The sequence below is a fragment of the Leucobacter aridicollis genome (assembly GCF_013409595.1).
In the GTDB taxonomy this organism is placed as follows: Bacteria; Actinomycetota; Actinomycetes; order Actinomycetales; family Microbacteriaceae; genus Leucobacter; species Leucobacter aridicollis.
This window is the reverse complement of the sequence record NZ_JACCBD010000001.1, coordinates 2,096,553-2,122,066: the sequence shown is the minus strand read 5'-3', so window position 1 is coordinate 2,122,066 and position 25,514 is coordinate 2,096,553. Positions and strand designations below refer to the sequence as shown.

General features: G+C 68.7%; 25 protein-coding genes and 1 tRNA gene. 17 read left to right on the top strand and 9 right to left on the bottom strand.

Features of this window, described 5'->3' with window-relative positions:
- The first annotated feature begins 20 nt into the window (after positions 1–20).
- From BJ960_RS09865 to BJ960_RS09805, 13 genes are all read left to right on the top strand, one after another.
- On the top strand, positions 21–1,199 hold the full coding sequence (locus BJ960_RS09865) for a hypothetical protein (protein WP_185987169.1): 1,179 nt from the start codon (positions 21–23) through the stop codon (positions 1,197–1,199).
- Entirely contained in the window at positions 1,189–2,283 is a 1,095-nt protein-coding gene (locus BJ960_RS09860; protein WP_121072673.1) for a DUF8094 domain-containing protein, read from the top strand. The genes BJ960_RS09865 and BJ960_RS09860 overlap by 11 nt, the downstream gene beginning before the upstream one ends.
- Before the next feature lie 3 nt (positions 2,284–2,286).
- Positions 2,287–3,255: a tetratricopeptide repeat protein gene (locus BJ960_RS09855; protein ID WP_185987168.1), complete on the top strand. Its 969-nt coding sequence runs from the start codon at positions 2,287–2,289 to the stop codon at positions 3,253–3,255.
- An 8-nt stretch (positions 3,256–3,263) separates the two neighbouring features.
- Positions 3,264–4,454, top strand: a complete 1,191-nt coding sequence (locus BJ960_RS09850) for a cysteine desulfurase family protein (protein WP_185987167.1) — start codon at positions 3,264–3,266, stop codon at positions 4,452–4,454.
- Positions 4,455–4,518: 64 nt separating this feature from the next.
- On the top strand, positions 4,519–5,682 hold the full coding sequence (gene mnmA / locus BJ960_RS09845) for a tRNA 2-thiouridine(34) synthase MnmA (protein ID WP_185987166.1): 1,164 nt from the start codon (positions 4,519–4,521) through the stop codon (positions 5,680–5,682).
- A 78-nt stretch (positions 5,683–5,760) separates the two neighbouring features.
- Positions 5,761–8,112 carry an NAD-dependent DNA ligase LigA gene (gene ligA, locus BJ960_RS09840; RefSeq protein ID WP_185987165.1) on the top strand — a complete coding sequence of 784 codons (2,352 nt, stop codon included), beginning with the start codon at positions 5,761–5,763 and terminating at the stop codon, positions 8,110–8,112.
- Between the two features lie 307 nt (positions 8,113–8,419).
- Positions 8,420–9,040, top strand: a complete 621-nt coding sequence (locus BJ960_RS09835) for a DNA-3-methyladenine glycosylase I (protein WP_185987164.1) — start codon at positions 8,420–8,422, stop codon at positions 9,038–9,040.
- 2 nt (positions 9,041–9,042) lie between these two features.
- On the top strand, positions 9,043–9,999 hold the full coding sequence (locus tag BJ960_RS09830) for a linear amide C-N hydrolase (protein WP_185987163.1): 957 nt from the start codon (positions 9,043–9,045) through the stop codon (positions 9,997–9,999).
- A gap of 143 nt (positions 10,000–10,142) precedes the next feature.
- Positions 10,143–10,478 (top strand): Asp-tRNA(Asn)/Glu-tRNA(Gln) amidotransferase subunit GatC, encoded by a 336-nt coding sequence (gene gatC / locus BJ960_RS09825; RefSeq protein ID WP_121072659.1) that lies wholly within the window; start codon positions 10,143–10,145, stop codon positions 10,476–10,478.
- Positions 10,478–12,013 carry an Asp-tRNA(Asn)/Glu-tRNA(Gln) amidotransferase subunit GatA gene (gatA, locus tag BJ960_RS09820; protein ID WP_185987162.1) on the top strand — a complete coding sequence of 512 codons (1,536 nt, stop codon included), beginning with the start codon at positions 10,478–10,480 and terminating at the stop codon, positions 12,011–12,013. The genes gatC and gatA overlap by 1 nt, the downstream gene beginning before the upstream one ends.
- Positions 12,013–13,527: an Asp-tRNA(Asn)/Glu-tRNA(Gln) amidotransferase subunit GatB gene (gatB, locus tag BJ960_RS09815; RefSeq protein WP_185987161.1), complete on the top strand. Its 1,515-nt coding sequence runs from the start codon at positions 12,013–12,015 to the stop codon at positions 13,525–13,527. The genes gatA and gatB overlap by 1 nt, the downstream gene beginning before the upstream one ends.
- 135 nt (positions 13,528–13,662) lie before the next feature.
- The gene (locus tag BJ960_RS09810) at positions 13,663–14,016 is read left to right on the top strand and encodes a type II toxin-antitoxin system Phd/YefM family antitoxin (RefSeq protein WP_185987160.1); all 354 of its coding nucleotides are present in this window, start codon (positions 13,663–13,665) and stop codon (positions 14,014–14,016) included.
- On the top strand, positions 14,016–14,453 hold the full coding sequence (locus tag BJ960_RS09805) for a type II toxin-antitoxin system VapC family toxin (RefSeq protein WP_185987159.1): 438 nt from the start codon (positions 14,016–14,018) through the stop codon (positions 14,451–14,453). Before BJ960_RS09810 ends, BJ960_RS09805 begins: the two co-directional genes overlap by 1 nt.
- 107 nt (positions 14,454–14,560) lie before the next feature.
- Here the strand turns inward: BJ960_RS09805 and glpK are convergent, their stop codons facing one another.
- The 3 genes from glpK to BJ960_RS09790 all read right to left on the bottom strand — a co-directional run bounded on the left by glpK (position 14,561) and on the right by BJ960_RS09790 (position 18,719).
- Complete coding sequence (gene glpK, locus BJ960_RS09800; protein ID WP_121072649.1) at positions 14,561–16,075, bottom strand: glycerol kinase GlpK; 1,515 nt, start codon at positions 16,073–16,075, stop codon at positions 14,561–14,563.
- A 24-nt stretch (positions 16,076–16,099) separates the two neighbouring features.
- Positions 16,100–16,855 (bottom strand): MIP/aquaporin family protein, encoded by a 756-nt coding sequence (locus BJ960_RS09795; protein WP_121072647.1) that lies wholly within the window; start codon positions 16,853–16,855, stop codon positions 16,100–16,102.
- A gap of 142 nt (positions 16,856–16,997) precedes the next feature.
- Positions 16,998–18,719, bottom strand: a complete 1,722-nt coding sequence (locus BJ960_RS09790) for a glycerol-3-phosphate dehydrogenase/oxidase (protein ID WP_185987158.1) — start codon at positions 18,717–18,719, stop codon at positions 16,998–17,000.
- A 134-nt stretch (positions 18,720–18,853) separates the two neighbouring features.
- On the opposite strand from BJ960_RS09790, the gene BJ960_RS09785 reads away from it, so the two are divergent.
- Entirely contained in the window at positions 18,854–19,792 is a 939-nt protein-coding gene (locus tag BJ960_RS09785; RefSeq protein ID WP_185987157.1) for a sugar-binding transcriptional regulator, read from the top strand.
- A gap of 104 nt (positions 19,793–19,896) precedes the next feature.
- Positions 19,897–21,123: a DNA polymerase IV gene (dinB, locus tag BJ960_RS09780; protein WP_185987156.1), complete on the top strand. Its 1,227-nt coding sequence runs from the start codon at positions 19,897–19,899 to the stop codon at positions 21,121–21,123.
- Positions 21,124–21,161: 38 nt separating this feature from the next.
- Here dinB and BJ960_RS09775 read toward each other — a convergent pair whose 3' ends face one another.
- The 5 genes from BJ960_RS09775 to BJ960_RS09755 form a co-directional block, all read right to left on the bottom strand.
- Positions 21,162–21,782 (bottom strand): DUF2017 family protein, encoded by a 621-nt coding sequence (locus BJ960_RS09775; protein ID WP_185987155.1) that lies wholly within the window; start codon positions 21,780–21,782, stop codon positions 21,162–21,164.
- Complete coding sequence (gene clpS / locus BJ960_RS09770) at positions 21,779–22,084, bottom strand: ATP-dependent Clp protease adapter ClpS (protein ID WP_237463467.1); 306 nt, start codon at positions 22,082–22,084, stop codon at positions 21,779–21,781. Before clpS ends, BJ960_RS09775 begins: the two co-directional genes overlap by 4 nt.
- A complete protein-coding gene (locus BJ960_RS09765; RefSeq protein WP_121072637.1) occupies positions 22,084–22,431 on the bottom strand; it encodes a metallopeptidase family protein in 348 nt (115 codons plus the stop codon). The genes clpS and BJ960_RS09765 overlap by 1 nt, the downstream gene beginning before the upstream one ends.
- An 88-nt stretch (positions 22,432–22,519) precedes the next feature.
- Positions 22,520–23,239, bottom strand: a complete 720-nt coding sequence (locus BJ960_RS09760; protein WP_185987153.1) for a PIG-L deacetylase family protein — start codon at positions 23,237–23,239, stop codon at positions 22,520–22,522.
- 188 nt (positions 23,240–23,427) lie between these two features.
- Positions 23,428–23,503 (bottom strand) — tRNA-His (locus BJ960_RS09755).
- Positions 23,504–23,593: 90 nt separating this feature from the next.
- Between BJ960_RS09755 and BJ960_RS09750 the strand changes: the two genes are divergently transcribed.
- Complete coding sequence (locus BJ960_RS09750; protein WP_185987152.1) at positions 23,594–24,019, top strand: DUF1801 domain-containing protein; 426 nt, start codon at positions 23,594–23,596, stop codon at positions 24,017–24,019.
- Positions 24,020–24,190: 171 nt separating this feature from the next.
- On the opposite strand, the gene orn is transcribed toward BJ960_RS09750, so the two are convergent.
- The gene (orn, locus tag BJ960_RS09745) at positions 24,191–24,850 is read right to left on the bottom strand and encodes an oligoribonuclease (RefSeq protein WP_237463468.1); all 660 of its coding nucleotides are present in this window, start codon (positions 24,848–24,850) and stop codon (positions 24,191–24,193) included.
- A 64-nt stretch (positions 24,851–24,914) separates the two neighbouring features.
- Between orn and def the strand changes: the two genes are divergently transcribed.
- Positions 24,915–25,481 carry a peptide deformylase gene (gene def, locus BJ960_RS09740; protein WP_185987150.1) on the top strand — a complete coding sequence of 189 codons (567 nt, stop codon included), beginning with the start codon at positions 24,915–24,917 and terminating at the stop codon, positions 25,479–25,481.
- Positions 25,482–25,514 lie beyond the last annotated feature (33 nt).

The following is a 25,514-nucleotide window of genomic DNA, read 5'->3' as shown; positions in this document are numbered from 1 at the left end:
CAGACCTGTGGAGGAACTCGGTGAGATACGTCCTAGCCATCGTGGCGCTGGCCATTTCGGGGGTGTTGTTGCTGCTCGGAATAGGCCAGCGTACGTTCCTTGCGGGCCCTTCCGAGATCGTCTACCCGATCGCCGCCGAGACCGACGCGCCGTATGCGGTGCTCGATGTCTCCGAGCTGACGAAGGTCGAGGGCCAGGCGAACGTCGTCATGCGTGGCAACGCTGCATTCTCTGCGCTCGCGAACACACGCGACGCGGATGCATGGCTTGAGCCGTTCGATCATGTCGAGCTCACCGTCGATCCCGCAACGAAGGCGATCGTGAGCAGCCCGGTCGCGGGCAAGGCCCCCACCGGTGACGCGCTCGCCGTGGACGACGAGGGCAACGCGGTCCCGATCGATCCGCGCGGCAGCGATCTCTGGCTGCAGGAGCGGTCGGGCGAAGAGGGCGTCTCGCGCATGGCGGTGGAGCCAGGCGGCGAGCAGTCGATCATCATCTCAGGCTCGGGCGCGGAGCCGATCCCGAAGGGGACCGCTCTCGTCTGGGTGCAGGATCGCGCGACGCCGTGGGCCGGGCCTCTGCTCGCCGCCGGCGGCCTGTTCGCCGTGATCGGCGCGGTGCTCTACCTCATCGCGTTCGATCGCGACAAGCGCGCCCTCGGCCCCCGCCGCGGACGTTCGGGCCCGCTGCTTGGCGTGCGGAATGTCTTCACGGGCTCGGGCAAGCGCGGCAAGGGCGAGGTTGAGGCCGCGCCGCGTCGCGGAAGCAACGACAACGCGCCCGAGCTTGCCGCGGGAGCCGCGGCCGGCGCCGTCGCTGCGGGCGGAGCTGACGCCGAGAGCCCCGATGCCGAGGAGGTCGTGACCGCCGAGGTGGTCGCGGAGGATCAGGATCAGGATCAGGATCCCGCGCCGGACGATGTGGCCGACGCCGAGGACGCCTCCGACGAGGTCGTGGCTGAGGTGTTGGACGCCGAGGTTGTCGACGCAGACGTGCCTGACGCTGAGGCGGTCGACGCCGAAGCTGTTGCTGTCGAAGCTGTTGACGTCGATGCTGTTGACGCCGACGCCGACGCGACCGACACCGACGCCACCGACGCCGACGCGACCGAGGCCGAGGACGAATCGGCACCGGCGACGGACGCTGACCGCGTCGGGGAAGACGACGCTGCGAAGAAGGGGGACACCGATGCGGAATAAGACACGACGTCACGCCTCAACCCGGGCGCTGCTCGCCGGGCTTGGACTGACTGCGGCGCTCGCGGTGTCGGGATGCTCGGCTAACTACTGGCCGGACTTCGAGCCGACCCCCGAGGCGACCGCCGAGAGCGACACCCCGGAGCAGAACGGTCTCGCGCCGGTTCCCGTATCGGAAGCTCAGACGCAGAAGATCATCGACAGGGTTGCGAGCGCGGCCGAGAAGGGCGATGCGAGCCTGAACCCTGACGACATCGCAGAACGGTTCAAGGGCGACGCGCTCGCGCAGCGCACCGCCAACTACAAGATCCGCAGCGAGGTCAGCGACTACGGATCGGTCCCTGCGAAGATCACCAACGAGATGCTCGGCTACCGGCTCGTCCAGAGCACCGAGGTGTGGCCGCGCACGATGTTCGTCACGGTCGCTTCCGAGGCGGGCACCGACGCCGACGGCAACGTCACTGATGCGCCGTCGCTCGCGCTGATCCTCACGCAGCGCATCCCGCAGGCGGACTTCCGCGTCTCGCGCGTGATCTCGCTTCGCGGCGGCCTCGACATGCCGAAGGCCGCTCCCGCGGAGGAGGGCACGGCGTTGCTGTCCGACGACATCGAGAGCCTCGTGCTCAAGCCGGCTGACGTGGGGACCGCGTACGCGGCGATCCTGCAGGGCGGCGCCGACGTCGAAGCGGCTGCTCCGTTCGACCTCACCGACGACCCCCTCCTCGACCACTACGGCAAGGCCTGGGTCGACGAGTCGAAGGCGAAGTCCGACGCTGAGGACAAGACGCAGAAGTACTCGGTGAGCGTCGCACAGGGGGAGGAGCCCATCGTGAGCTTCTCGACTGGTGCCGGCGGCGCGCTGATCGCGACGACAGTCATCGAGTCGCAGGTCGTCGATTCTGACGGCGGCCGCTACAAGCCGCAGGCCGAGGGCGCCGTAAGTGCGCTCTCCGGGCTGAAGGGGCAGCAGGACAAGATCGTGCGCCGTGTCGCACACCAGTTGCTCTTCTTTGTCCCGAGCAAGGAAGACGGATCACAGATTCAGCTCCTCGGTGTGACGAGCGAGCTGGTAGGAGCAGGGAAGTAACTCATGGCCACCGAAATGCCGCAGCGGATCCCCAGCGGGGGAGTCGACCTCAGCCACCTCGCCCAGCGCGGCGCCGCCCCGGCTGGTGCGCAGGCGCAAGGTCCGGGCGCGCCGGCGCAGCCCGGTGGGCCGCAGACTGTCGACGTGCCAGCGCTCGTCCTCGACGTGACTGACGCCGCGTTCGGGCAGATCGCACCGCTGTCGGCGGTTGTGCCGATCGTCTTCGACCTGTGGGCTGACTGGAGCGAGCCGAGCAAGGCGCTGAGCCCGATCCTTGAAAAGGTCACCCGCGAGCTCGACGGCCGCGTGCTGCTTGCGCGCGTCGACGTCGATGCGAATCCGGGGCTCGCACAGGCGTTCCAGGCGCAGTCGATCCCGACCGTCGTCGCCATGATCGGTGAGCGGCCCGTGCCGCTGTTCCAGGGCCCGGTGCCCGAGCAGGAGGTGCGCGAGTTCTTCGTGCGGCTGATCCAGCTCGCCGAGGAGAACGGTGTCGCCGGCCGCGTGAATGCGCCCGACGGCGGTGCGGCGCAGCCCGAGGCCCCCGCGGAGCCGCAGGTTCCCGAGGCGCACCTCGCGGCGTTCGAGGCTGCCGAGCGCGGCGACTTCGACACGGCCGTGCGCGAGTGGGAAGCCGTGCTGCAGAAGTCGCCGGCTGATTCCGACGCGAAGGCTGCGCTCGCGCAGTCCAAGCTGCTGCAGCGACTGCAGGGGCACACCCTCGAAGATATTCGGGCCGAGGCAGCTGCGAAGCCTGCCGACCTTGAGGCGCAGATGCGCGTCGCCGACCTCGACCTGTCAGGCGGCCACATCGAGGACGCATTCCTGAGGCTGCTCGACCTCTTCGCGGCGGCGGACGAGGACGCGCGCGCGCTCATCCGCGGCCGGCTGCTTGAGCTGTTCGAGGTTGTTGGCGTTGCCGACCCGCGCGTCATCGCGGCGCGGGGTAGGCTCGCCAACCTTCTGTACTAGGCCGTGCGGTGACAGGTCAGGCTTACCTCGACCACGCCGCGACGTCGCCGATGAGCGCCGGGGTGCTGGACGCCTACACCCGCGCGCTGCGGGAGGTCGGCAACCCGGCGTCCACGCACGGGCACGGTCAGCGTGCGCTCGAGGTGCTCGAGGGCGCGCGCGAACGCATCGCCGCGGCGGTCGGCTGCGACACGGCCGAGCTTGTGCTGACCGGCGGGGGCACCGAATCGATCAACCTCGCGCTGAAGGGTGCCTTCTGGGCCCGCTACGGCGGGGGAGCGCGGCCCGTGATCCTCATCGCTGATGGCGAGCATCACGCGACGATCGAGGCCGCCGAGTGGCTGCGCGACACCCAGCACGCAGACGTGCGCTGGCTGCCGTTGGACGCCGAGGGCAGGCTCGCGCCCGAGACGCTGCGCGGCGCGCTCACGGAGGTCGGCGCCGAGCGCGTGGCCCTCGTGTCGTTCCTCTGGGCGAACAACGAGATCGGAACGGTGCAGGACGTCGCGGCGCTGTGCGCGGTGGCGAACGCGGCCGGGGTCCCGGTCCACGTCGACGCGGTGGCAGCGCTCGGCCAGGTTGAACTCGACTTCGCCGCGGTCGGCGCCGACTTCCTCAGCGTGTCGGCGCACAAGATCGGCGGCCCCGTCGGCGTCGGCGCCCTCGTCGTCGGCAGGCGGGCGAAGCTCGAGCCGCTGTTCCACGGGGGCTCGCAGCAGCGCGGGCGCTCGGGCACGCAGGACGTCGCGGGGGCGGTTGGGTTTGCTGCGGCGCTCGATGAGGTGTTGATCGCGGGTGGGAGCGCACCGGATCCTGATCACCTCGCTCGGCTTGCCGGGCTCCGCGACCGGCTCGTCGCCGGCATTCGCGCGGCCGACCCGACGGCGATCTATCGCGGTGCGACCGGCCCCGACGAGCGGCTCCCAGGCAACGCGCACTTCACGTTCCCCGGCTGCCAGGGTGACTCGCTCGTCTTCCTGCTCGACGCCGCTGGGGTATCGGTGTCCGTCGGCTCGGCATGTCGCGCGGGCGTCGCAGAGACCTCGCACGTGCTCCTCGCGATCGGATTGCCCGAGGCGGAGGCCGCCGGCGCGCTCCGCTTCACGCTCGGCGGCGCGAGCACCGAGCGCGAGATCGACGCGCTGCTCGCGGCGCTGCCGGGAGTGCTCGAACGTGCCCGCGCGGCCGGCCTCAGCTGAGCTTGCGCTGAAGGGTTCCTCCAGCCGACCTGCGAGCCGGGCGAGAAACGATTAAGCTGCTCTGGTGAAGATTTTGGCAGCTATGAGTGGTGGGGTCGACTCCGCCGTCGCCGCTGCGCGCGCGGTTGACGCCGGGCACGAGGTCGTTGGTGTGCATTTGGCGCTGAGCAGGATGCCCGGAACGCTGCGCACCGGTTCGCGCGGCTGCTGCACGATTGAGGATGCGATGGACGCGCGCCGCGTCGCGAATCTCCTCGACATCCCCTTCTACGTGTGGGACTTCAGCGAGCGGTTCAAGGCCGACGTCGTCGACGATTTCGTCGCCGAGTACGCGGCCGGGCGCACGCCGAATCCGTGCATGCGGTGCAACGAGAAGATCAAGTTCGCGGCGCTACTGGACAAGGCCATTGCGCTCGGGTTCGATGCCGTCGCGACCGGCCACTATGCGACGCTCATCGCCGGGGCAGATGGTCCCGAACTGCACCGCGCGAGCGCCTGGGCGAAGGATCAGTCGTACGTGCTCGGCGTGCTCACCGGAGCGCAGCTCGAGAAGTGCTACTTCCCGCTTGGCGATACGCCGTCGAAGGCGCTCATCCGTGAGGAGGCCGCAGACCGCGGGATCCAGATCGCGCAGAAGCCTGACAGCCACGATATCTGCTTCATCCCGGACGGGGACACGCGCGGCTGGCTCTCGGAGCACCTCAACCGTGAGCCCGGCGAGATCCTCGACGAGTCGGGCACGGTTGTCGGCACACACGACGGCGCGCACGGCTACACGATCGGCCAACGCCGTGGCCTGCAGCTCGGCGCACCGGCCGCCGACGGGAACCCGCGCTACGTGCTGTCGATCCGCCCGGTCTCCAACCAGGTCGTCGTCGGTCCGAAGGAGATGCTCGACATCTCTCGCATCGCCGGCGGACGGTTCACCTGGGCTGGCGACCCCGGACTCGATCTCACCGAGACGTTCGACTGTGACGTGCAGATCCGCGCGCATGCCGACCCCGTGCCTGCGCGGGCACGCGTCGTGCCCATCGCGGAAGACGAGCGGACCGAGCACCACCGAGCGGACGCGACGCACGAGGTCGTCGTCGACATCAACCTCGAGCAGACCGAGCCGCTCTCGGGCGTCGCTCCCGGCCAGACCGCCGTGTTGTACCGCGGCACGCGGGTGCTCGGCCAGTTCACCGTCGATCGCGCCGTATCGGCGCGGCAGCACGCCACTGCGTAGTCCGCGGCGGCGGGAGCTCCGGGGCGCGCCAGCGCGATTGCACCGGTGAATGTCGCCGGTGAATCGTAGACTGAGTGCGTGACTGAATCACCTGTGATCCCGAGCGACTTCGAAGCCGCGCGCGCCGAGAGCGAGGCCCTGACGGCCGACATCGAGCGGTACCGCACTGCCTACCATTCGGAGGGTGTGAGCCTCGTCTCCGACGCCGAGTACGATGTGCTGTTTCGCCGGCTTGAGGCGATCGAGCGCGCCTTCCCTGAGCTCGCCGGCCAAGACAGCCCGACGCAGGAGGTCGGCGCCGCGCTCGTATCGGCGGGGTTCCCCGAGCACGAGCACGCTGAGCGCCTGCTGAGCCTGGACAACGTCTTCTCCCTCGACGAGTTCCGCGAGTGGGCTGGTAAGGCGCGGGCTGCGGCCGGGCGTGACGTGCGCTGGCTGTCCGAGCTGAAGATCGACGGCCTCGCGATCAGCCTGGCGTACCGCAATGGCGTGCTTGAGACCGCCACCACGCGCGGTGACGGCCGCGTCGGCGAGAACATCACCGAGAATGTCGACTTCATCCCCGCGATTCCGCGCACGCTCGCTGGCGACGGGATCCCGGAGTTCTTCGAGGCGCGCGGTGAGGTGTTCCTGCGTCGCGAGGACTTCGAATGGCTCAACGAGCGCCAGCACCAGCTGCAGGCGGCGTTCGCCGACGAGCAGCGTGCCCGCGGCGTCGCTGAGGATCGGATCACGATCCGCTACCCCGAATTCGCGAACGCCCGGAACACGGCCGCCGGCAGCCTCAGGCAGCGCGCGGACAAGAAGACGGCCGCCGAACTCGACCTCATGCGGGAGCGGCTCGGCAGGCTCTCCCTGTACGTGCACGGCATCGGCGCGTGGGCACACCCGTCCTTCGAGAGCCAATCGGACGCCTACGCGCTGCTCGCCGGCTGGGGGCTGCCGGTGTCGCCGCACTCGCGGGTGTTCGAGGCCGTCGACGAGGTCGCCGACTTCATCGAGGATCGCGGCGTGCACCGCCACGACATCGACCACGAGATCGACGGCATCGTCGTGAAGATAGACGAGTTCGCGCTGCACGCTGAGCTGGGGGAGACGAGCCGGGCGCCCCGCTGGGCGATCGCCTACAAGTACCCGCCCGAGGAAGTGCACACGAAGCTGCTTGATATCCGGGTTGGTGTCGGCCGCACCGGGCGCGCGACGCCCTACGCGGTCATGGAGCCCGTGAAGGTCGCCGGCTCGACAGTCAGCCAGGCGACGCTGCACAACCAGGAGGTCGTGCGAGCGAAGGGCGTGCGCATCGGCGACACGGTCGTGCTGCGCAAGGCCGGCGATGTGATCCCCGAGATCCTTGGCGCGGTCGTCGAGCGCCGCGACGGCAGCGAGGTCGAGTGGCAGATGCCGGCCGAGTGCCCGGAGTGCGGAACGACGCTGCGCGCGATGAAGGAGGGCGACATCGACCTGCGTTGCCCGAACGCGCGAGCCTGCCCCGCGCAGGTGCGCGGACGCGTCGAGCACATTGGATCGCGCGGGGCGCTCGACATCGAGGTGCTCGGCGAGATCACCGCGGCCGCGCTCACGCAGCCCGAGGTGCCCGCTGAGCCGCCGCTCGAGACCGAGGCTGGGCTCTTCGACCTGACGCTCGAGGAACTCGTGCCGATCGTCGTGATCGTGCGCGACGCTGAGACCGGCGAGCCCGTGCTCGAGGACGAAACGGGTGAGCCGCGCCGCAGGCGTCCCTTCCAGAAAGTCGAGCGCACCTACCCGCCGGGCTGGGAAGACAAGAGTCCCGCGGAGCGCCGGGCGGCTGGCATTCGCAAGGACTTCGACCGCACGCTGCCATCGAAGGACGCGGAGACCTTCCTAGCGGAGCTCGAGCGCGCCAAGACGAAGCCGCTCTGGCGTCTCCTCGTGTCGCTGAACATTCGCCACGTCGGGCCCGTCGCGGCCCGCGCGCTCGCCGAGTGGTTCGGGTCGCTCGACGCGATCCGCGCGGCTTCCGCGGAGGAGCTCGCCGAGGTCGACGGCGTCGGCGGGATCATCGCCGAGTCCCTGCTCGCCTGGTTCGAGGTTGACTGGCACGTTGACATCGTTGACCGCTGGGCGGCCGCAGGCGTGCAGTGGGCGACGCCCGGCCATGCCGGGCCCGGAGCCGCTCAGACCACGGAAGGCGTGCTGTCAGGTTTGACTATCGTCGCGACGGGCTCGCTCGACGGGTTCACCCGCGACGGCGCGAAAGAGGCGATCATCCAGGCAGGCGGCAAGGCCGCGTCCAGCGTCTCGAAGAAGACCGACTACGTCGCCGCCGGCCCGGGAGCGGGTTCGAAGCTTGCAAAGGCCGAGGAACTCGGCATCCCCGTGCTCGACGCTGCCGGCTTCGCGATCCTCGTGACGCAGGGGCCCGCTGGTCTCCCCGAGACCGCGGAGTAGTGGGCCGCCAGGCACCAGCCGCCAGGCCCCAGCCACCGCCCACCTGCCACCAGCCGCCAGACACCACCCATCTGCCACCAGGCACCAGGCTCCACCCACCTGCCACCGCCCGTAGCAATGTGATCTGCAGTCCGTAGGCCGCCTCCCCGCTGGAAGGGGATTGGTTCTGCAGATCGCATTGGGTGGGCTTGAGCGCTGACTCGGGCCCCGTGAGTTATCCACACATTGGGGCCCGCCCCGAAGTCCTCGCCTCAGCGAGGTTACGCTTGGTGCACCCCGGACCGGCGCGGACAGAGAGGAACCACACATGACCGACACTGAGGCGACCCCCACCCGCGCGGCGTGGGCCCTGCAGGCGCCCGTGCTCACCGAGTACTACGACACCGAGTGGGGCATGCCCGTGCGCGACGAGCGCGGAGTCTTTGAACGGCTCACCCTTGAAGCGTTCCAGTCCGGGCTGTCGTGGCTGACAATCCTGCGCAAGCGCGAGAACTTCAGAGCCGCCTTTGACGACTTCGATGTCGCGGCGATCGCCGCATACTCAGACGCTGACGTTGCGCGCCTGCTCAGCGACGAGGGCATCATTCGAAACCGCGCAAAGATCGAAGCGACGATCGCCAACGCTCAGGCCATGCTCGCGCTACACGAGTCGGGGGAGACCCTCAGCGAGCTCGTTTGGAGCCACATGCCGGAGCGCTCTCCGGCGCCCGAGCGTGACGACGAGGTGCCAGCGACATCGCCAGAGTCCGTGGCGCTCGCGAAGGCGCTGAAGAAGCGCGGGTTTCGGTTCGTCGGGCCAACAACCATGTACGCGCTGATGAGCGCGATTGGCGTCGTCGATGTGCACCTCGTGTCGAGCCACCGCCGCGGCTGCTCCGGCCTATGGAATATCGATGGCACTCCAGTGGAGTCTGCCGCTATGGTGTGACTATGTGCACTCGTTTCCTCTGGTCCTCGTCAGGTACTCCCGGCTCCGGCAACGTGCTCGTCGGGCGGAGCATGGATTGGTTCGAAGACACCCGAACGATTCTCGCCGTCCGTCCGCGAGGGGCAACCCGGCAGAGCGCGCCCGGTGATCCCGGCTCGTTCGAGTGGACCTCGGAATTCGGCAGCGTCGTGGCCCTCATGTACGGCGAAATCGCGGTCGACGGACTGAACGAGGCCGGGCTCCAGGTAAGCGGGCTCTACCTTGCCGAGTCCGACTACGGTGAGCGCGACACGTCGCGCCCGGCGCTCGCCCTTGCGTACGCGATCCAGTCGCTGCTCGACCGCTTCGCCGATGTTGCGTCCGCGGTGCAGTGGCTCACCGAGAGCAACGTCCAGATCATCCCGCTCGACATCGGTGGCAAGCCTGGCACCGGCCACATCGCGCTGGCCGACCGCACGGGCGACTCCGCGATCGTCGAGTTTATCGACGGCAAGACCTCGGTCCACCACGGCAGCGCCTACACGGTCATGGCGAACTCTCCCGCCTATTCCGAGCAGCTCGAACTTGAGCGCCAGTACGCCGGCCTCGGCGGCGACGAGCCGCTTCCCGGCGGCACCGACTCCCCGGACCGCTTTGCGCGCGCCGCCTTCTACTCTGCCCGGTTGCCGAACACCGATGACGAGCGCGAGGCAGCGGCATACGTGTTCAGCGTCATCCGGAACGCCTCGGCGCCGTTCGGCACGGCCGACCCGGTGCGGCCGAACGTCTCGACGACGCGCTGGCGCACTGTTGCCGATCTGACGGCGAGTAGGTTCTTCTTCGAGTCGACGAGCAGCCCCAACGTCGTCTGGGTGAAGCTCGACAGGTTCGATCTCGCGGCCGGGCCCGAGCTGAGGTTCGACCCGCAGGCGACGATGGCGATCAGCGGCATGGTGAACGGCGAATTCGCCGCCGCGTAGCGCTCACCACCACGCCCGCGGCCGCGCGGCCCGACGGATACACGCGTGCGGGAGCGCGCCCCCGATCGCGGTGGCTGCCGGACAGGCCGCCGCTCGCTAGACTGGACAGGTTGAGATCAACTCCCAATCTATGATGGAGCAGCATGCCTGAAACTTCTGCGGCCAGTAGCGCCGCGCCCGGCAGCGAGATCACGGTCGACACCGTGAAGCACCTCGCCGGCCTCGCCCGCATCGCGCTGACCGACGCCGAGGTCGAGGGGCTCACTTCTGAGCTCGACTCGATCCTCGCGAACATCGCCAAGGTGAGCGAGGTCGCGACTGACGACGTGCCCGCGACGAGCCATCCGATCCCGCTGAGCAACGTCACCCGCGTTGACGAGGTCTCTGACGTCCTCACCCGCGAGGAGGCGCTCTCGAACGCGCCGGCAACCGCAGACGGCATGTTCCGCGTGTCGTCGATTCTGGGGGAGGAGCAGTAATGAGCGAACTCACAACACTGACCGCTGCCGAGCTCTCCGCGAAGCTCGTCGCAGGCGAAGTCTCGGCCGTTGAGGCCACGCAGGCCCACCTCGACAGGATCGCCGCCGTCGACGGCGACATCCACGCGTTCCTCGCGACTGACAGCGAGGCGTCGCTTGCCGCCGCTCGCGCCGTCGACGAGCGCCGCGCCGCCGGCGAGGACCTCGGCGAGCTCGCCGGCGTGCCCCTCGCGATCAAGGACGTGCTCGTCACGACCGACATGCCCTCGACCTCCGGCTCGAAGATCCTCGAAGGCTACCGCTCGCCGTTCGACGCGACGGTCGTCGCGAAGGCGCGCGCTGCCGGCCTCATCAACATCGGCAAGACGAACATGGACGAGTTCGCCATGGGCTCCGCCACCGAGAACTCGGCCTACGGCCCGACGTTCAACCCGTGGGCGCTCGACCGCGTTCCCGGCGGCTCGGGCGGCGGCTCGGCCGCGGCCGTGAGCGCGTTCGAGGCGCCGCTCGCGCTCGGCAGCGACACCGGCGGTTCGATCCGTCAGCCGGCCGCCCTCACCGGCACGGTCGGCGCGAAGCCGACCTACGGCGGCGTGAGCCGTTACGGCGCAATCGCCCTCGCATCGTCGCTCGATCAGGTCGGGCCCTGCGCGCGCACCGTGCTCGACACGGCGCTGCTGCACGACGTTGTTGCGGGCCACGACCGGCACGACGCGACCTCGCTGAACCACGCCTGGCCGTCGATGGCCGCGGCAGCTCGTGACGGCGTCGATCCGGCGTCGCTCAAGGGACTCCGCGTTGGCGTCGTGAAGCAGCTCGCGCTCCCCGGCATGCAGGCCGGCGTGAAGGCTCGCTTCGATGAGACCGTCGCCCTGCTCACCGCCCAGGGTGCAGAGGTCGTCGAGATCGACGCGCCGCACTTCGAGTACGCGGTCGCCGCGTACTACCTGATCCTGCCCTCCGAAGCGTCCTCGAACCTGGCAAAGTACGACTCCGTGCGCTTCGGCCTCCGCGTCGAGCCCGAAGGCGGCGGCACGATCGAGGGCGTCATGAGCGCGACCCGCGGGGCCGGCTTCGGCCCCGAGGTGAAGCGCCGTATCATCCTCGGCACGTACGCGCTCTCGGCGGGCTACTACGACGCCTACTACGGCAGCGCGCAGAAGGTTCGCACCCTCATCCAGCGTGACTTCGCTGCCGCATTCGACAAGGTCGACGTCATCGCGTCGCCGACCGCACCGACCACGGCGTGGAACATCGGTCACGTGAACGAAGACCCGATGCAGGACTACCTGAACGACGCCACGACGATCCCCGCGAACCTCGCAGGCATCCCCGGCCTCAGCCTGCCGATCGGCACCGCGAGCGAAGACGGGCTGCCCGTCGGCCTGCAGCTCATGGCTCCCGCGTTCGAGGACGCCCGCCTGTACCGCGCGGCCTCGGCGATCGAGGGGCTCATCACCGCACGCGACGGCAAGCCCTTCTGGGCGCAGGCCCCCTCCCTTGTCGGTGCTCAGACCGGAAAGGCGGCAGCGTAATGGCGAAGACGAAGCTCATGGACTTCGACAAGGCGCTCGAACTCTTCGAACCGGTCATCGGTCTCGAAGTACACGTCGAGCTCAACACCAAGACGAAGATGTTCTCGTCCGCGCCGAACATCTTCGGCTCGGAGCCGAACACGAACCTCGCGCCGGTGTGCCTCGGCCTGCCGGGCTCGCTGCCGGTCGTGAACGAAGAAGCAGTCAAGTACTCGATCCGCCTCGGGCTCGCGCTCGGGTGCGACATCGCCGAGGTCTCCGGGTTCGCGCGCAAGAACTACTTCTACCCGGACATGGGCAAGAACTACCAGATCTCGCAGTACGACGATCCGATCGCGCACGACGGCTCCGTCGAGATCGAGCTCGAGTCGGGTCGTGTGATTCACGTCCCGATCGAGCGCGCGCACATGGAGGAGGACGCCGGCAAGCTCAACCACGTCGGTGGCTCGACCGGCCGCATCCAGGGCGCCGAGTACTCGCTCGTCGACTACAACCGCGCCGGTGTGCCGCTCGTCGAGATCGTGACCCGTCCGATCTTCGGCGGCGAGGCCGACACCCCCGAGATCGCGGCGGCATACGTCTCCACGATCCGCGACATTGTCGTGTCGCTCGGCATCTCCGACGCGCGGATGGAGCGCGGTAACATCCGATGCGACGCGAACGTGTCGCTGCGGCCCCGCGGGAACGAGAACGCCGGCATGAGCGTGCTCGGCACCCGCACCGAGACGAAAAACGTGAATTCGCTGCGCTCGATCGAGCGCGCCGTCAGGTTCGAGATCCAGCGCCAGGCGCAGCTGCTCTCCGAGGGCACCGCGATCACGCAGGAGACCCGTCACTGGCACGAGGACACGGGGGAGACCTCGCCGGGCCGCCCGAAGAGCGACGCCGACGACTACCGGTACTTCCCGGAGCCCGACCTCGCGCCGCTCACGCCGTCGCGCGAGCTCGTCGAGGAGCTGCGCGCCCTGCAGCCCGAGCACCCGACGCTGCGCCGCCGCCGGCTGCGCGCCGAGTGGGGCTTCTCGCCGCTCGAGTTCCGTGACGTCGTGAACGGCGGCCTCGTGAACGACATCGAGGCGACCGTCGCCGCTGGCGTGCCCGCGCAGACCGCCCGCAAGTGGTGGACCGGCGAGATCGCGCGCATCGCGAACGAGCGCTCGGCCGTGCCCGCGGAGCTCATCACGCCGGAGCAGATCGCATCGGTCGTCGCGCTCGTTGACGCCGGAACGCTCAACGACAAGCTCGCCCGCCAGGTGCTTGCCGGCATCATCGACGGCGAGGGCACCGCGCAGGAGATCGTCGACGCCCGCGGGCTCGCGATCGTGTCTGACGACGGCGCGCTCATCGAGGCGGTCGACGCTGCCCTTGCCGAGCAGCCCGACGTGCTCGAGAAGATCCGTGGCGGCAAGGTGCAGGCCGCCGGCGCCATCATCGGCTCGGTGATGAAGGCGATGAAGGGCCAGGCTGACGCCGCCCGCGTCCGCGAGCTCGTGCTCGAGCGCGCGCAGGCGTAACCGCGAAAACAGAACGGGCGGGGTGAGGATCGCATGATCCTCACCCCGCCCGTTGTCGTCGCTCTTGAGTGTCAGGCCCTGGCCCGCGCCAGAGATCTTCTGTGCAAGTCAGGGGCATGTGCTACCTTGTCGAACATGGCGATTGTGGGTGAACGTGCTGATGCTCAGGGCCGAGACGACGGCCCAGCGGTGGGCATCCGCGCGCTGAAGCAAAATGCGTCGGAGGTTGTTGCCCGCGTGCGAAAGGGATCGGTGCTGACGGTCACGGACCGGGGAGTTCCGGTCGCGCGAATCGTACCGATCCAGCCGACGCCCCTCGACGACCTCATTGCGTCCGGTGCCCTCGAACCCGCTCGTCTGAGCATGTCGGAACTGTGGGCCAGGCGGGCCGGATGGCAGCGAACAGCGCCTCCTGGCGAGGAACTGGCTGGTGACTCTGCACTGAGTACCGATGACATTCTCATGGAGCTTCGCGCGGAGCGGCTCTGATGCTTGTCTACGCTGACGCATCCGCGCTTGCGAAGCTCGTCGTTGACGAACCCGAGTCTGAGGCGCTGGTCGCCTGGCTGCAGGAGACAGGCGCAGAGTTGGCAACCTCATGGCTGTCCCACGTCGAGTTGCGACGCGTGATTGCGCGGCGTGCGCCCTGGCGTGCACCAGACGCAACGGACGTCCTGCAATCCTGCCAGCTCATCGCGTTGGACTTGCAGACCTACGAGTCTGCTGCGCGGCTGCATCCATCTGCCCTGCGCTCGCTCGACGCGCTGCACCTCGCCGCAGCATTGCGGCTCGGGGCCGAAGCCGCGGGCATGCTTGTCTACGACAGGAAGCTCGCGTCTGCGGCACGGGCGGTGGGCCTTCGTCCGATTGCGCCGGGCGTTGAACTGGCAGCAGACCCGACGCCTGATGCCCCGGGAGGAAGCTAGCCCCGGCTGGACGATGACCGCGATACAAAATGCAATCGGGCCCGCCTCGCGCCGGAACACTCGTTTCTCGGCGCGCAGCGGGCCCGACAGGGCGTCACCGGACGGCGCTAGCGCACGTCCTCGTCGACCCAGTCCATCGACTTCGTGACGGCCTTGCGCCACAGCCGCAGCTGGCGATCCTGCTCGTCCTGCTCCATGGCGGGCTCCCAGCGGCGATCCTCCTGCCAGTTCGCCGACAGCTCGCCGAGGCCGCTCCAGAAGCCAACCGCGAGGCCTGCGGCGTAGGCCGCGCCGAGCGCGGTCGTCTCAGCGACGACGGGCCGCACGACGGGCACGCCGAGCACGTCAGCCTGGAACTGCATGAGCGCGTTGTTCGCGACCATGCCGCCGTCGACCTTGAGCTCGGTGAGGTCCACCCCGGCGTCGGCGTTCACCGCGTCGAGCACGTCGCGGGTCTGGAACGCGACCGCCTCGAGCGCGGCGCGGGCGATGTGCCCCTTGTTCGCGTAGCGGGTGAGCCCGACGATCGCTCCGCGCGCGTCCGGCCGCCAGTACGGCGCGTACAGCCCCGAGAAGGCCGGCACGATGTAGACGCCGCCGTTGTCGGGCACGCTCGCGGAGAGCTCCTCGACGTCGGGGGCCGCCTCGATGATGCCGAGCTGGTCGCGCAGCCACTGGATGAGCGACCCTGTCACCGCGATCGACCCCTCGAGCGCGTAGTGCGTCGGGCCGTCGCCGAGCTTGTAGCCGACCGTGGTGAGCAGGCCGTTCTTCGAGTGGACGATGTCCTCGCCCGTGTTGAAGATGAGGAAGCAGCCGGTGCCGTAGGTGTTCTTCGACTCGCCGGCCTCGAACGCCGCCTGGCCGAACGTCGCCGCCTGCTGATCGCCAAGAATTCCGGAGATCGGGGTCTCGCGCAGCAGCGAGGAGTCCTCGGCGACGCCGTAGACCTCCGAGGAGGACTTGATGGCCGGCATCATCGACTTCGGCACGCCGAACGCCTCGAGGATGTCCTCGCGCCACTCGAGCGTTGCGAGATCCATGAACAGGGTGCGCGACGCGTTGGTGACGTCGGTCGCGTGCACGCCGCCCTCGGGGCCGCCCGTCAGGTTCCAGAGCACCCAGCAGTCGGTCGTGCCGAAGAGCAGGTCTCCGGCGTCCGCGGCCGCACGAGCGCCCTCGACGTTCTCGAGGATCCACGCGATCTTCGTCCCCGAGAAGTAGGTCGCGAGGGGCAGCCCCACGACGTCCTTGAACCTGTCGGTCCCGCCGTCTGCGGCGAGGCGATCGACGATGTCCTGTGTGCGGGTGTCCTGCCAGACGATGGCGTTGTACACGGGCTCACCGGTGTGCCGGTTCCAGACGACGGTGGTCTCGCGCTGGTTGGTGATGCCGATCGATGCGATGTCGTGGCGGGTGAGGTCGGCGCGACCGAGCGCGATGCCGATGACCTCCTGCGTGTTCTGCCAGATCTCGGCGGCGTCGTGCTCGACCCAGCCGGCCTGCGGCATGATCTGCTCGTGTTCCTTCTGGCCGACGGAGATGATCGATCCGGCCTTGTCGAAGATGATTGCGCGCGTCGAGGTGGTTCCCTGGTCGATAGCGACTACGTACTGAGACATGTTGTCATCCTTTCGCGTGTGAGCTTAGGCCGCGAGGCCGAGAAGAGCGGGGGCTGCGACAGCGGCGAGGGCGCCGCCGGCGAGCGGGCCGAGCACGGGCACCCAAGCGTACCCCCAGTCGCTCGAACCCTTCCCCTTGATCGGGAGGATCGCGTGGGCGATGCGCGGGCCGAGGTCGCGGGCCGGGTTGATCGCGTAGCCGGTGGGTCCACCGAGCGAGGCGCCGATACCGACGACGACGAGCGCGACCGGGAGCGCTGCTAGCGGCCCGAGGCCGCCGGGCACGCCGATCTCAATGTCGCCGTAGTCCGCGAACGCGAAGATCACGAACACGAGCACGAAGGTTGCGATGACCTCGGTGACGAAGTTCCAACCGTACGAGCGCAGGGCGGGACCCGTCGAGAACACGCCGAGCTTGTTTGCTGCCTCGGGCTCATCGTCGAAGTGCTGCTTGTAGCTCACCCAGCAGAGGATCGCGCCGACGATCGCGCCGAGCATTTCGGCCGCGAACGCGACGAAGAACATGGGGGCGGTGATGGTTCCCGCGAGCAGCAGGCCGATGCCAACGGCAGGGTTCAGGATCGCGCCAGAGTATGCGGAGACGAGCACACCCATGAACACCGCGAGGCCCCAGCCCCAGTTCACCATCAGGAATCCGCCGGCGTTGCCCTTGGTCTTGGCGAGCGCGACGTTCGCGACCACACCACAACCGAGGAGGACGAGCAAGCCCGTGCCGACGAACTCGGAGAGGAAATACAGTCCGAGATTAATCTCATTCATTTGTCTTCATTGACCTTTCAGAAGTCTGCGAGCGCGCGCGATCGCGTGCACCCCCAAGCGCGAGAGCGCGCACGGACGCGCGCCTACGGCAACTACGTGTGCGGACACGCCACGTGTGGGGCGCGCCGCGTCCGGCTGTCGCTCAGCCGGCGGTAAAGGTTCCCCCCTTTGCGATATCGATCCGGTGAGCGTCGCGCATGAGCGCGACGAACCGTTCTACTTCCGTAGTCTTTCTGGCCTCGTCCCAGCCGACGGCTGTCGCGACCGCGTCGGCGGCTGCGCGGACACGGGCCTCGGTGAGCCCGCCGACGAACGCGATGGAGGTGCGGCGCAGCAGCAGGTCGTCGAGGTGCACGACCTGCTCGGTCTCGGCGAGGTGTGCGAGCTCGGCCGCGGTGTAGCCGGCGAGGTCGGCAAGCTCCGGATCCTGCTCGGGCGTGGCCTCGATGATCTCGGTCGCGCGGGTGCCGTAGCGCTCGAGGAGCGTCTCGACTCGGCGCGCGTCGCGACCGTCGGCCTGCTCGGCGAGCCAGCGGAGGCGGGCGTTCGTGTCGGCGGGGAAGCCGGAACCGCCGCCGATCGTGAGCGACGTGGTGCTGACCGTGCGCGTGCGGCCGAGGACCGCGAGCGTGTCGTTCGCGAGGTGCTCGGCGAGCGCCCGGAACGTCGTCCACTTGCCGCCGACCAGGCTGAGCACGGGGACGCCGAGCGCGTCGGAGCGCACGATCCGGTAGTCGCGCGAGACGAAGCCGGGGGCGGTGTCGTCGTGATGCGGGAGCGGGCGGATCCCGGAGAACGAGTAGACGATGTGCGAGCGGTCGACGGTGAGCGTGGGGAACACCTGGCCGATGAGATCGAAGAAGTAGTCGACCTCGTCGTCGGTGCAGACCACGGGCTTCGACGGGTCGGCGTCGATGTCTGTCGTCCCGACGAGCACGCGGCCCTTGAGCGGGTAGATGAGCACGATACGGCCGTCCGAGTGCTCGAAGAAGATCTCCCGGCCTCCGGTCGCGGCCAGCAGCTCCGGGTGATCGAGGACGACGTGCGATCCCTTGGTGCCGCCCATGAACTGCGTGCGCTCACCGAGCGCGCCGTTCGTGAGGTCCGTCCACGGTCCGCTCGTGTTGAGGACGACCTGTGCGGAGAACTCGAAGCTCTCCCCGGTTGTCTCATCGCGCAGGGTGACCCCCGACGCTCCCATGCCGCTTGCGCTGAGGTAGTTCGCCGCGCGGGCGTTGTCGCCGCCTGCGAGCTCGCCGTCGCGAAGCACGTCGAGCGCGAGCCGCTCGGGATCGTGCATCGACGCGTCATAGTACGTCGCCGTGTATTTGATGTCCGAGTTCATCGCGGGGAGCTCCGCGAGCGACTTCTTCTTGCCGTGGAAGCGGTGCCGCGGCACCTGCCCGCCGTCGCGCGAGAACGTGTCGTACATCATGAGGCCCATCTTGATGAGGGCGGCGCCGCGCTCGCGCGGCTTCCCGCGGCCGTGGGTGACGAGCAGGCGGAACGGGGCGGAGAGGATCCCGGAGAACGTCGAGAAGATCGGGATCGTCGTTTCGAGCGGGCGCACGTAGTGTGGCGCGGTCTTGAGCAGCCGGTTGCGCTCGGTGACAGACTCCTGCACCAGGCGGAACTCGCCGTTCTCGAGGTAGCGGATGCCGCCGTGGATCATGTGGCTCGAGGCCGAGGATGCGCCCGACACGAAATCGCCGCGCTCGACGAGTGCGACGTCGACGCCCTGGAGCGCGAGATCGCGGAACGTGGCGATGCCATTGATGCCGGCGCCAATGATGAGCACGTCCGCGTGCGGCCGGTCGCGCAGACGGGCAACATTCGGTCGGAGCGAGTCCTGGCTGGCATCCATGGCTGAGACCTTTCTGTGGGTGTCCCATCAGCATGCTCGTGTGATGAACTGAATTGCAAAGCTGCTGCACATATGTGCAAAACTGGTGGGTGAACGGGGGACTCATCGTGCCAGAGAATCGAAAAGCTGTGAAAATGCGCGAGGCGCTCGCGGCGGCGCACCTGTACTACCGGCAGGACTACACGATGGGCGCGATCGCGACCGAGCTCGGCGTCTCCCGCTCCTCGGTCTCCCGGCTCCTCTCGTACGCGAAGGAAGCCGGCCTCGTCGAGATCCGGATCCACTCGCCGCAGGAGGCGCGCTCGCGCGTCGAGCAGCGGTTCTCTGACCAGTTCGGTGTCGCCGCGCACGTCGTGCCGGTGCCGGCCAAGCTCTCGGAAGCGGAACAGCTCGAGCGCACCGCGCAGGCCGCGGCCCACATCATCTCGGCGCGTGTGAAACCGCGCTCGATCGTCGGGCTCGCCTGGGGCTCGACGATGAGCGAGGTCGCTAGGTTCCTCCCCGCGAGCGCGAAGCCCGGCGTGCAGCTCGTGCAGATGAACGGCGCGGCCAACGTCTACTCCACCGGCGTCCAGTACACCGCGGAGCTGCTCGGGGGCTTCGCAGAGCGGCTCTCGGCCGAGGTCTTCCAGCTTCCTGTGCCCGCGATCTTCGACGACCCGCTGACGCGCGAGGCCCTCTGGCGCGAGCGCTCGGTATCGCGCGTGCTCGACATGCAGGCCGCGGCGAACCTGTTCGTCTTCGGACTCGGCTCGCGCATCGGCGATCCCCGCTCGCACATCTACTCTGGCGGGTACCTGGGGGCCGAGGACCTCAACCAGCTCGCCTCCGAGGGGGTTGTTGGCGACTGCGCGAGTCGCTTCTACAGGCTCGACGGCAGCGCGGACGGGATCCCGATCAACGATCGATCGAGCGGCCCGTCGTTCGAGATCGTGCGCCGGGCGCCGCAGCGCATCTGCGTCGTCTCCGGTGCGACGAAGCGGGACTCGCTCCGGGGCGCGCTCGCCGCGGGGCTGATCACGGACGTCGTGGTGGACGAGACGCTCGCGCGGCTCGTACTGAGCGCCTCCTAGGGGTGCTCGGCGTGACGAACCCGGCGGCTATCTCGGCGCGCCGGGCCCGGCGGCTGACCCGGCGCGCCGCGGCGCGTGTCAGTCGTATGTGGTGTGATTGAGGGGTGAGCGCAGCACTGAGGGAGACGGCGTCGATCTTGCACGTCGACATGGACGCGTTCTTCGTGTCCGTCGAGCTGCTCGACCGACCCGAGCTGCGCGGGTTGCCAGTCGCGGCGGCCCACGACACCTCCCGCTCCGTGGTCTCGAGCGCGAGCTACGAGGCGCGGAAGTTCGGTGTGCGCTCGGCCATGCCCATCGCCCGGGCGCGCCAGCTCTGCCCGCAGATTGTGTTCGTCACGCCGGTGTTCGAGAAGTACCGTGTCGCGTCCCGGGCGGTCATGGGGATATTCAGGGAGTTCACGCCGCTCGTCGAACCGCTCAGCATCGATGAGGCCTTCCTCGACGTCGCGGGCTCCGTCGGGCTGTTCGGGCAGCCGATCGAGATCGCCAGGCAGATCAAGGAGCGGGTCTTCCAGGAGACGCGGCTGCCACTCTCCGTTGGGCTTGCCGGCACGAAGTTCGTCGCGAAGCTCGCGTCGCAGCGCGCGAAGCCCGAGGGCATCCTCGAGATTCCGCCCGCGCGCACCCTCGAGTTCCTGCAGCCGCTGCCGATCAAGGCGATGTGGGGAGTCGGGGCGGCGACGGAGCGGGCGCTGAAGACGCGCGCAATCCACACCGTCGGCGATCTCGCGCGTGAGCCACTCGCGTCGCTCCGGCAGATCGTCGGAAACGCGAGCGCCGAGCGTCTCCATGACCTGGCGAATGGGCGCGACGCTCGCGATGTTGAGACGACGCGGGTGGAGAAGAGCATCGGGCACGAAGAGACGTTCGCGGTCGACGTCGCCGACACCGGGGAGCTGGAGCGCGAGCTGCTCCGGCTCTCGACGCGCACCTCCGAACGCCTGCGCGACGCCGGACTCGAGGCCCGCACGATCGCGATCAAGGTGCGGTGGGACACATTCGAAACGGTGACCCGCTCGCGGACGCTGCAGGAACCCACTAACGCCACGCAGCGCGTCTACCGCACCGCGCGCGAGCTGTTCGCCGCGCTCGCGCCGGGCGGCCGGCCGCCGCGGCCCGTCCGGCTCATCGGCGTGCGCGCCGAGCAGCTCATCCCGGCTGGCAGCGAGGGCCAGGCGCTCTGGGACGACGACGAGCAGTGGCGCGCGCTCGACTCCGCGGTCGACGAGGTGCGCGGCAAGTTCGGGGCGGCGGGGCTGACGTCGGCGCGGCTCCTCGGCGGCCGCGGCGACGTCGTCGATCACCGGTCGCTGCAGGACCCGGGGTAGGGGGGTCCGCACTGCCCGCTCGGGCGGGTACCGGCGGGTTAGTCCTCGCTTTGGACTGCGGACAGCGCGAGCACGGCCTCAAGCAGCGCCGCGAGCCAGTCGTAGACGAGCACGGTCCCGCGCGTCGCATCCTCGTCGATGAGGCGGTCGTAGTCCTCCTCGCGTTCGAGCCCGATGCGCGCCGCCATCGCGAGTCGCAGCGCGGTGATCGTCCGCGCCCACGCGAGGAATGAGTCCTGCGTGATGTTCACCGAGATCGGGTTGCCGCTGTCGACGTCGACGTCGTCCACGAGGTCGTCGAACGGGTCGGCGTCGAGACCGCCGCCCTCCTCGCCGGAGCCGTCGTCGAGATCACCCATGACGAGCTGGGCGTCCTGCAGCTTCCGGTTGATGAGTCCCTGCTCGGTGACCTGCCGGAACTGCGCCGCGTCGTCCTCGTCAGCGAACGCGTTGGGGAAGAGCCGCGCGAGGGCCGGGTCCGTTGGGCGCTCATCGGAGCCGCCGATCTCGAGGCTCGCGAACAGCGGATCAGGATCGAGCGGCGTCCCGCTGTGACTCTGCAGCAGCATCACGAGCTGGGTGACGAGCTGCTTGAGCACGCCTGCCTCCTCGGGCGCGAACAGGATCGCGACGCCGCCGTCGCCAGGCTGGAGCCTCATGACTGATCCTCCGGCTCCGCTGTCGCCCACAGGCCGTAGCCGTGCATCGCCTCGACGTGCAGCTCCATCGCCTCCCTGGATCCCTCCGCAACGACTGCCCGGCCGACGCTGTGGACGCGCAGCATGAGCTCATCGGCGCGCTCGGGCGTGAACCCGAAGTACGAGCGAAAGACGAAACTTACGTAGGACATCAGATTGACCGGGTCGTCCCATACGACCGTCCGCCACGGCTTCGCCGGGGCGACCGCGACCGCGCCCTCGTCGAGCGGGCTCTGCCTGGCTCCGGGCGCGTGGTCAGTCATCATCCCCACCCCAACTCGTGAATGCGTTCCTCGGTGAGCCCCAGAAAATGGGCGACCTCGTGGACGAGCGTGACTCGGATCTCCTTGACGAGCTCGTCGTGATCCTCACAGTGTGCGAGAAGGTTGAGCCGGAAGAGGGTGATCCGATCCGGCTCCTCGCCGAAGCCGTACGCCTCGCGCTCGGCGAGCGAAAACCCCTCGTAGACGCCGAGCGTATCGGCCCCGTCCTCCGGCTTGTCCTCGACCAAAAAGATGACGTTGTCGAGCTCATCGAGCATCTCGTCGGGAAGCGTGTCAAGGCCGTCTGAGACCAGCGCCTCAAACTCATCGCGTGACACATCGAGCATATTCTCACCCTAGCGGCTCAGTTCGAACTGCGCCTCAACAACGGCGGTATTCGTTGACGCGGACGGGGCGCCCGATGCCCGATCCTGACTATCCCATGCGGTAGGCGTGCACGGGGAGCGCGAACGGCAGCCCCGCCTGCTCGCCGCCGCCGGTGAGTACGCCGGTGACGAGGTCGTGCGGCGTCGGGTGATCCGGCAGCGCCTCGAGGTACTCCCGGTGGGCCGCGAGCGACGCGATCCCGAGCTCGAGCGCCCGCTCCGACACCTCGATGGCGTGGTCGGGGCGATGCGCGGTCGCGAGCAGCCAGGTCGTCTTCCACTCAGTGAGGCCGTCGGTGAGCTGCTCGCGGAACAGCCACGGGTTGTCAGCGTCACGAATCGCGTCGACGACGGCGAGGCCGGTCGCCCGGTGGTCGGCGTGGTTGAGGCCCCAGCCAGCTTCGAGGTCCCAGGTCATCGTGAAGATCGCGTCGGGGCGGGCCTGCCGGATCGCGTGGGCGATGCGGCGGCGCGTCTCAATCGAATGCTCGACAAGGCCGTCCGGGAGATCAAGGATCGTGAGGTCCGTCACGCCGACCACGTCGCAGGCGGCTCGCTGCTCTGCCGCGCGGAGCGGCCCGGCGACCTCGGGGGCGACGCCTCGCATCCCCGCCTCGCCAGCGGTGAGGAGGAGGTAGGAGACCTCGATGCCCTGTGCCGTCCATTCGGCGACGGCAGCGGACCCGCCGTACTCCATGTCATCGGGGTGCGCGACGATGCAGAGCACGCGCTGAATGCCGGTCGGGTCGAAACGCTCCAGGGTAGTCATGGCCTGAGCCTATCCCTCCCGCCTCAAACTTTCCCCTCTGCCCCAAATTACCCAGCTAAGTGAGCTGGGTAGGAAAATTTGGGTGGGAGAGGAATTGGTGGCGCGCGCGGCAGCGGCCTCCGGCTTGTGAAAACGACTGAGGCCCGCATCCCGGGAGAATTCCTCGGGCTGCGGGCCTCAGTACTGCGTGGGGTGGCTAACGGGACTTGAACCCGCGACCACCGGCACCACAAGCCGGTGCTCTACCAACTGAGCTATAGCCACCATGCGTCCGAGTGAGCGAGCTCACTTGGCAACCTGATCAGCATAGCCCAGGGGATAGTGCGTTGCCAAAACGGGTGCGATACTTATGGCGTGTCTGAGATCAAAACGAAGCCGACCGACGCCGATGTCGCCGCATTCCTCGACGCCGTCGCGCCGGCGAAGCGACGCGAGGATGGCCTGCAGCTCGCTGAGATCTTCGCCGAGGTGACGGGCGAGCAGCCCGTCTTGTGGGGGCCCACCATGATCGGATACGGGAGCTACCGGTATATCTCACCGTCGAATCCGCGCACCCGCGGCGACTGGCCAAAGACCGGGTTCTCGCCGCGGAAAGCGCAGCTGTCGCTCTATGGAATCAAGGATCTGCCCGAGGAGGCTGCGCTCCTGCCCGAGCTCGGGAAGTACACCGAGGGGGCGGGGTGCGTGTACGTGCGCAAGCTCGAGGACATCGATCTTGGGGTGCTGCGCAGGCTGATCCTGATCGCGGCGGGCCGCGCCGACGACCCAGAACCCGCGTAGCCAGCAGCCACCCGGATCAGCGACGGCAGCGGGCGGCGCGAGCGACGTAGTTGCTGGGCGCGCGGAATCAGCAGAGCACGCTAAATCAAGCGGGCGCGCGGAAGCAGCAGGGCGCGCTGACTCTGGTCGGCGCTCGGGATCACCTGAGCGCGCGGTTTCCGCGCACTCGGGTTACTCGGCGGCGGTAGCCGGCTCCTCCGGCGTGCCGTCCACGAGCGCGGCGTACTGCTCAGCAACGGTGCTCGCGAGCTTCTTCGCGGACTTCGAATCGGGCCCGCTGCCGGGGACGAGCACGGCGCCGCGGAAGTAGGCAAGCTCCTGGATCGACTCGGCGATGTCGGCGAGCGCCCGGTGGCCGCCGCGCTTCTCAGGGGCGGCGTAGTACGCGCTCGTGTACCAGCGGCGCGACAGCTCCTTGATCGTCGAGACGTCGATCGAGCGGTAGTGCAGGCGCTCCTCGAGCGTCGGCATGTACTTCGCGACGAACCGGCGGTCCATGCCGATCGTGTTGCCGGCGACGAGCGGGCGACGGCCCTCGGGGATGAACCGGTTGATGTACTCGATCACCTGCGTCTCGGCCTCGGCCGGGGTGACGCCCGACTCGATGCGGGGGAGCAGCCCTGATGTCTCGTGCATGTTGCGCACGAAGTCGTTCATGTGCGCGAGCGCTGCCTCGCCCGGGTTGATGACGATGTCGAAGCCGGGGTCGAGCGGGGTGAGGTCGAAGTCGGTCACGATGACGGCGATCTCGCACAGCCCGTCGTTGTCGGTATCGAGCCCGGTCATTTCGCAGTCGATCCAGACGATCTGTTCTGCGGGGGCGTTCGACAAGGTGACTCCTAATAACGGGGGATGCGGTCCGCTCCAGTCTATCCGCGCCGGTAGGCTTGAGCTCATGGCTATTCTCCCAATCACCATCTGCGGCGAGCCCGTCCTGCACCGCCCGGCGGCACCCGTGACCGAGTTCGACGCCGAGCTGCGCACCCTCGTTGACAACATGTTTGAGACGACGGTCGCCGCACCGGGCGTTGGCCTCGCGGCGCCGCAGGTTGGCGTGGGGCAGCGGATCTTCGTCTGGATTTACGAGGACCAGGATGAGGCACCCGCTGAGGGCGTCGCGATCAACCCTGAGCTGTGGATCGCTCCGCTCGAGCCTGGCCTGCCCGAAGAGGACGAGGTCGAGGGGTGCCTCTCGTTCCCTGGCGAGCGATTCGCGCTGCGCCGCTCGTCGCGCGCGCTGCTTCGCGCGCAGGACATCGACGGCAAGCCGTTCGAGGTTGAGGCGAGCGGCTGGTTCGCCAGGATCATGCAGCACGAGTTCGACCACCTGAACGGGCTGCTCTACGTCGATCGTCTCGTGCACCCGGAGAACCGCGCGGCGCAGAAGATCCAGCGCAAGCGCGGCTGGGGAGTCCCCGGTCTCACCTGGATGCCTGGGCTCGACGACCTCGAAGGTGAGTAGGCGAGTAGCCGGGTAACGAAGGCGAGTGGCCGG

Bases quoted from the DNA above. Each gene is read 5' to 3' on its own strand.
- BJ960_RS09860 (WP_121072673.1), top strand. From the start codon at position 1,189: ATGCGGAATAAGACACGACGTCACGCCTCAACCCGGGCGCTGCTCGCC.
- BJ960_RS09855 (WP_185987168.1), top strand. From the start codon at position 2,287: ATGGCCACCGAAATGCCGCAGCGGATCCCCAGCGGGGGAGTCGACCTC.
- BJ960_RS09835 (WP_185987164.1), top strand. From the start codon at position 8,420: ATGACCGACACTGAGGCGACCCCCACCCGCGCGGCGTGGGCCCTGCAG.
- BJ960_RS09830 (WP_185987163.1), top strand. From the start codon at position 9,043: ATGTGCACTCGTTTCCTCTGGTCCTCGTCAGGTACTCCCGGCTCCGGC.
- gatC (WP_121072659.1), top strand. From the start codon at position 10,143: ATGCCTGAAACTTCTGCGGCCAGTAGCGCCGCGCCCGGCAGCGAGATC.
- gatA (WP_185987162.1), top strand. From the start codon at position 10,478: ATGAGCGAACTCACAACACTGACCGCTGCCGAGCTCTCCGCGAAGCTC.
- gatB (WP_185987161.1), top strand. From the start codon at position 12,013: ATGGCGAAGACGAAGCTCATGGACTTCGACAAGGCGCTCGAACTCTTC.
- BJ960_RS09810 (WP_185987160.1), top strand. From the start codon at position 13,663: ATGGCGATTGTGGGTGAACGTGCTGATGCTCAGGGCCGAGACGACGGC.
- BJ960_RS09805 (WP_185987159.1), top strand. From the start codon at position 14,016: ATGCTTGTCTACGCTGACGCATCCGCGCTTGCGAAGCTCGTCGTTGAC.
- glpK (WP_121072649.1), bottom strand. From the start codon at position 16,075: ATGTCTCAGTACGTAGTCGCTATCGACCAGGGAACCACCTCGACGCGC.
- BJ960_RS09795 (WP_121072647.1), bottom strand. From the start codon at position 16,855: ATGAATGAGATTAATCTCGGACTGTATTTCCTCTCCGAGTTCGTCGGC.
- BJ960_RS09790 (WP_185987158.1), bottom strand. From the start codon at position 18,719: ATGGATGCCAGCCAGGACTCGCTCCGACCGAATGTTGCCCGTCTGCGC.
- BJ960_RS09785 (WP_185987157.1), top strand. From the start codon at position 18,854: ATGCGCGAGGCGCTCGCGGCGGCGCACCTGTACTACCGGCAGGACTAC.
- BJ960_RS09775 (WP_185987155.1), bottom strand. From the start codon at position 21,782: ATGAGGCTCCAGCCTGGCGACGGCGGCGTCGCGATCCTGTTCGCGCCC.
- clpS (WP_237463467.1), bottom strand. From the start codon at position 22,084: ATGACTGACCACGCGCCCGGAGCCAGGCAGAGCCCGCTCGACGAGGGC.
- BJ960_RS09765 (WP_121072637.1), bottom strand. From the start codon at position 22,431: ATGCTCGATGTGTCACGCGATGAGTTTGAGGCGCTGGTCTCAGACGGC.
- BJ960_RS09760 (WP_185987153.1), bottom strand. From the start codon at position 23,239: ATGACTACCCTGGAGCGTTTCGACCCGACCGGCATTCAGCGCGTGCTC.
- def (WP_185987150.1), top strand. From the start codon at position 24,915: ATGGCTATTCTCCCAATCACCATCTGCGGCGAGCCCGTCCTGCACCGC.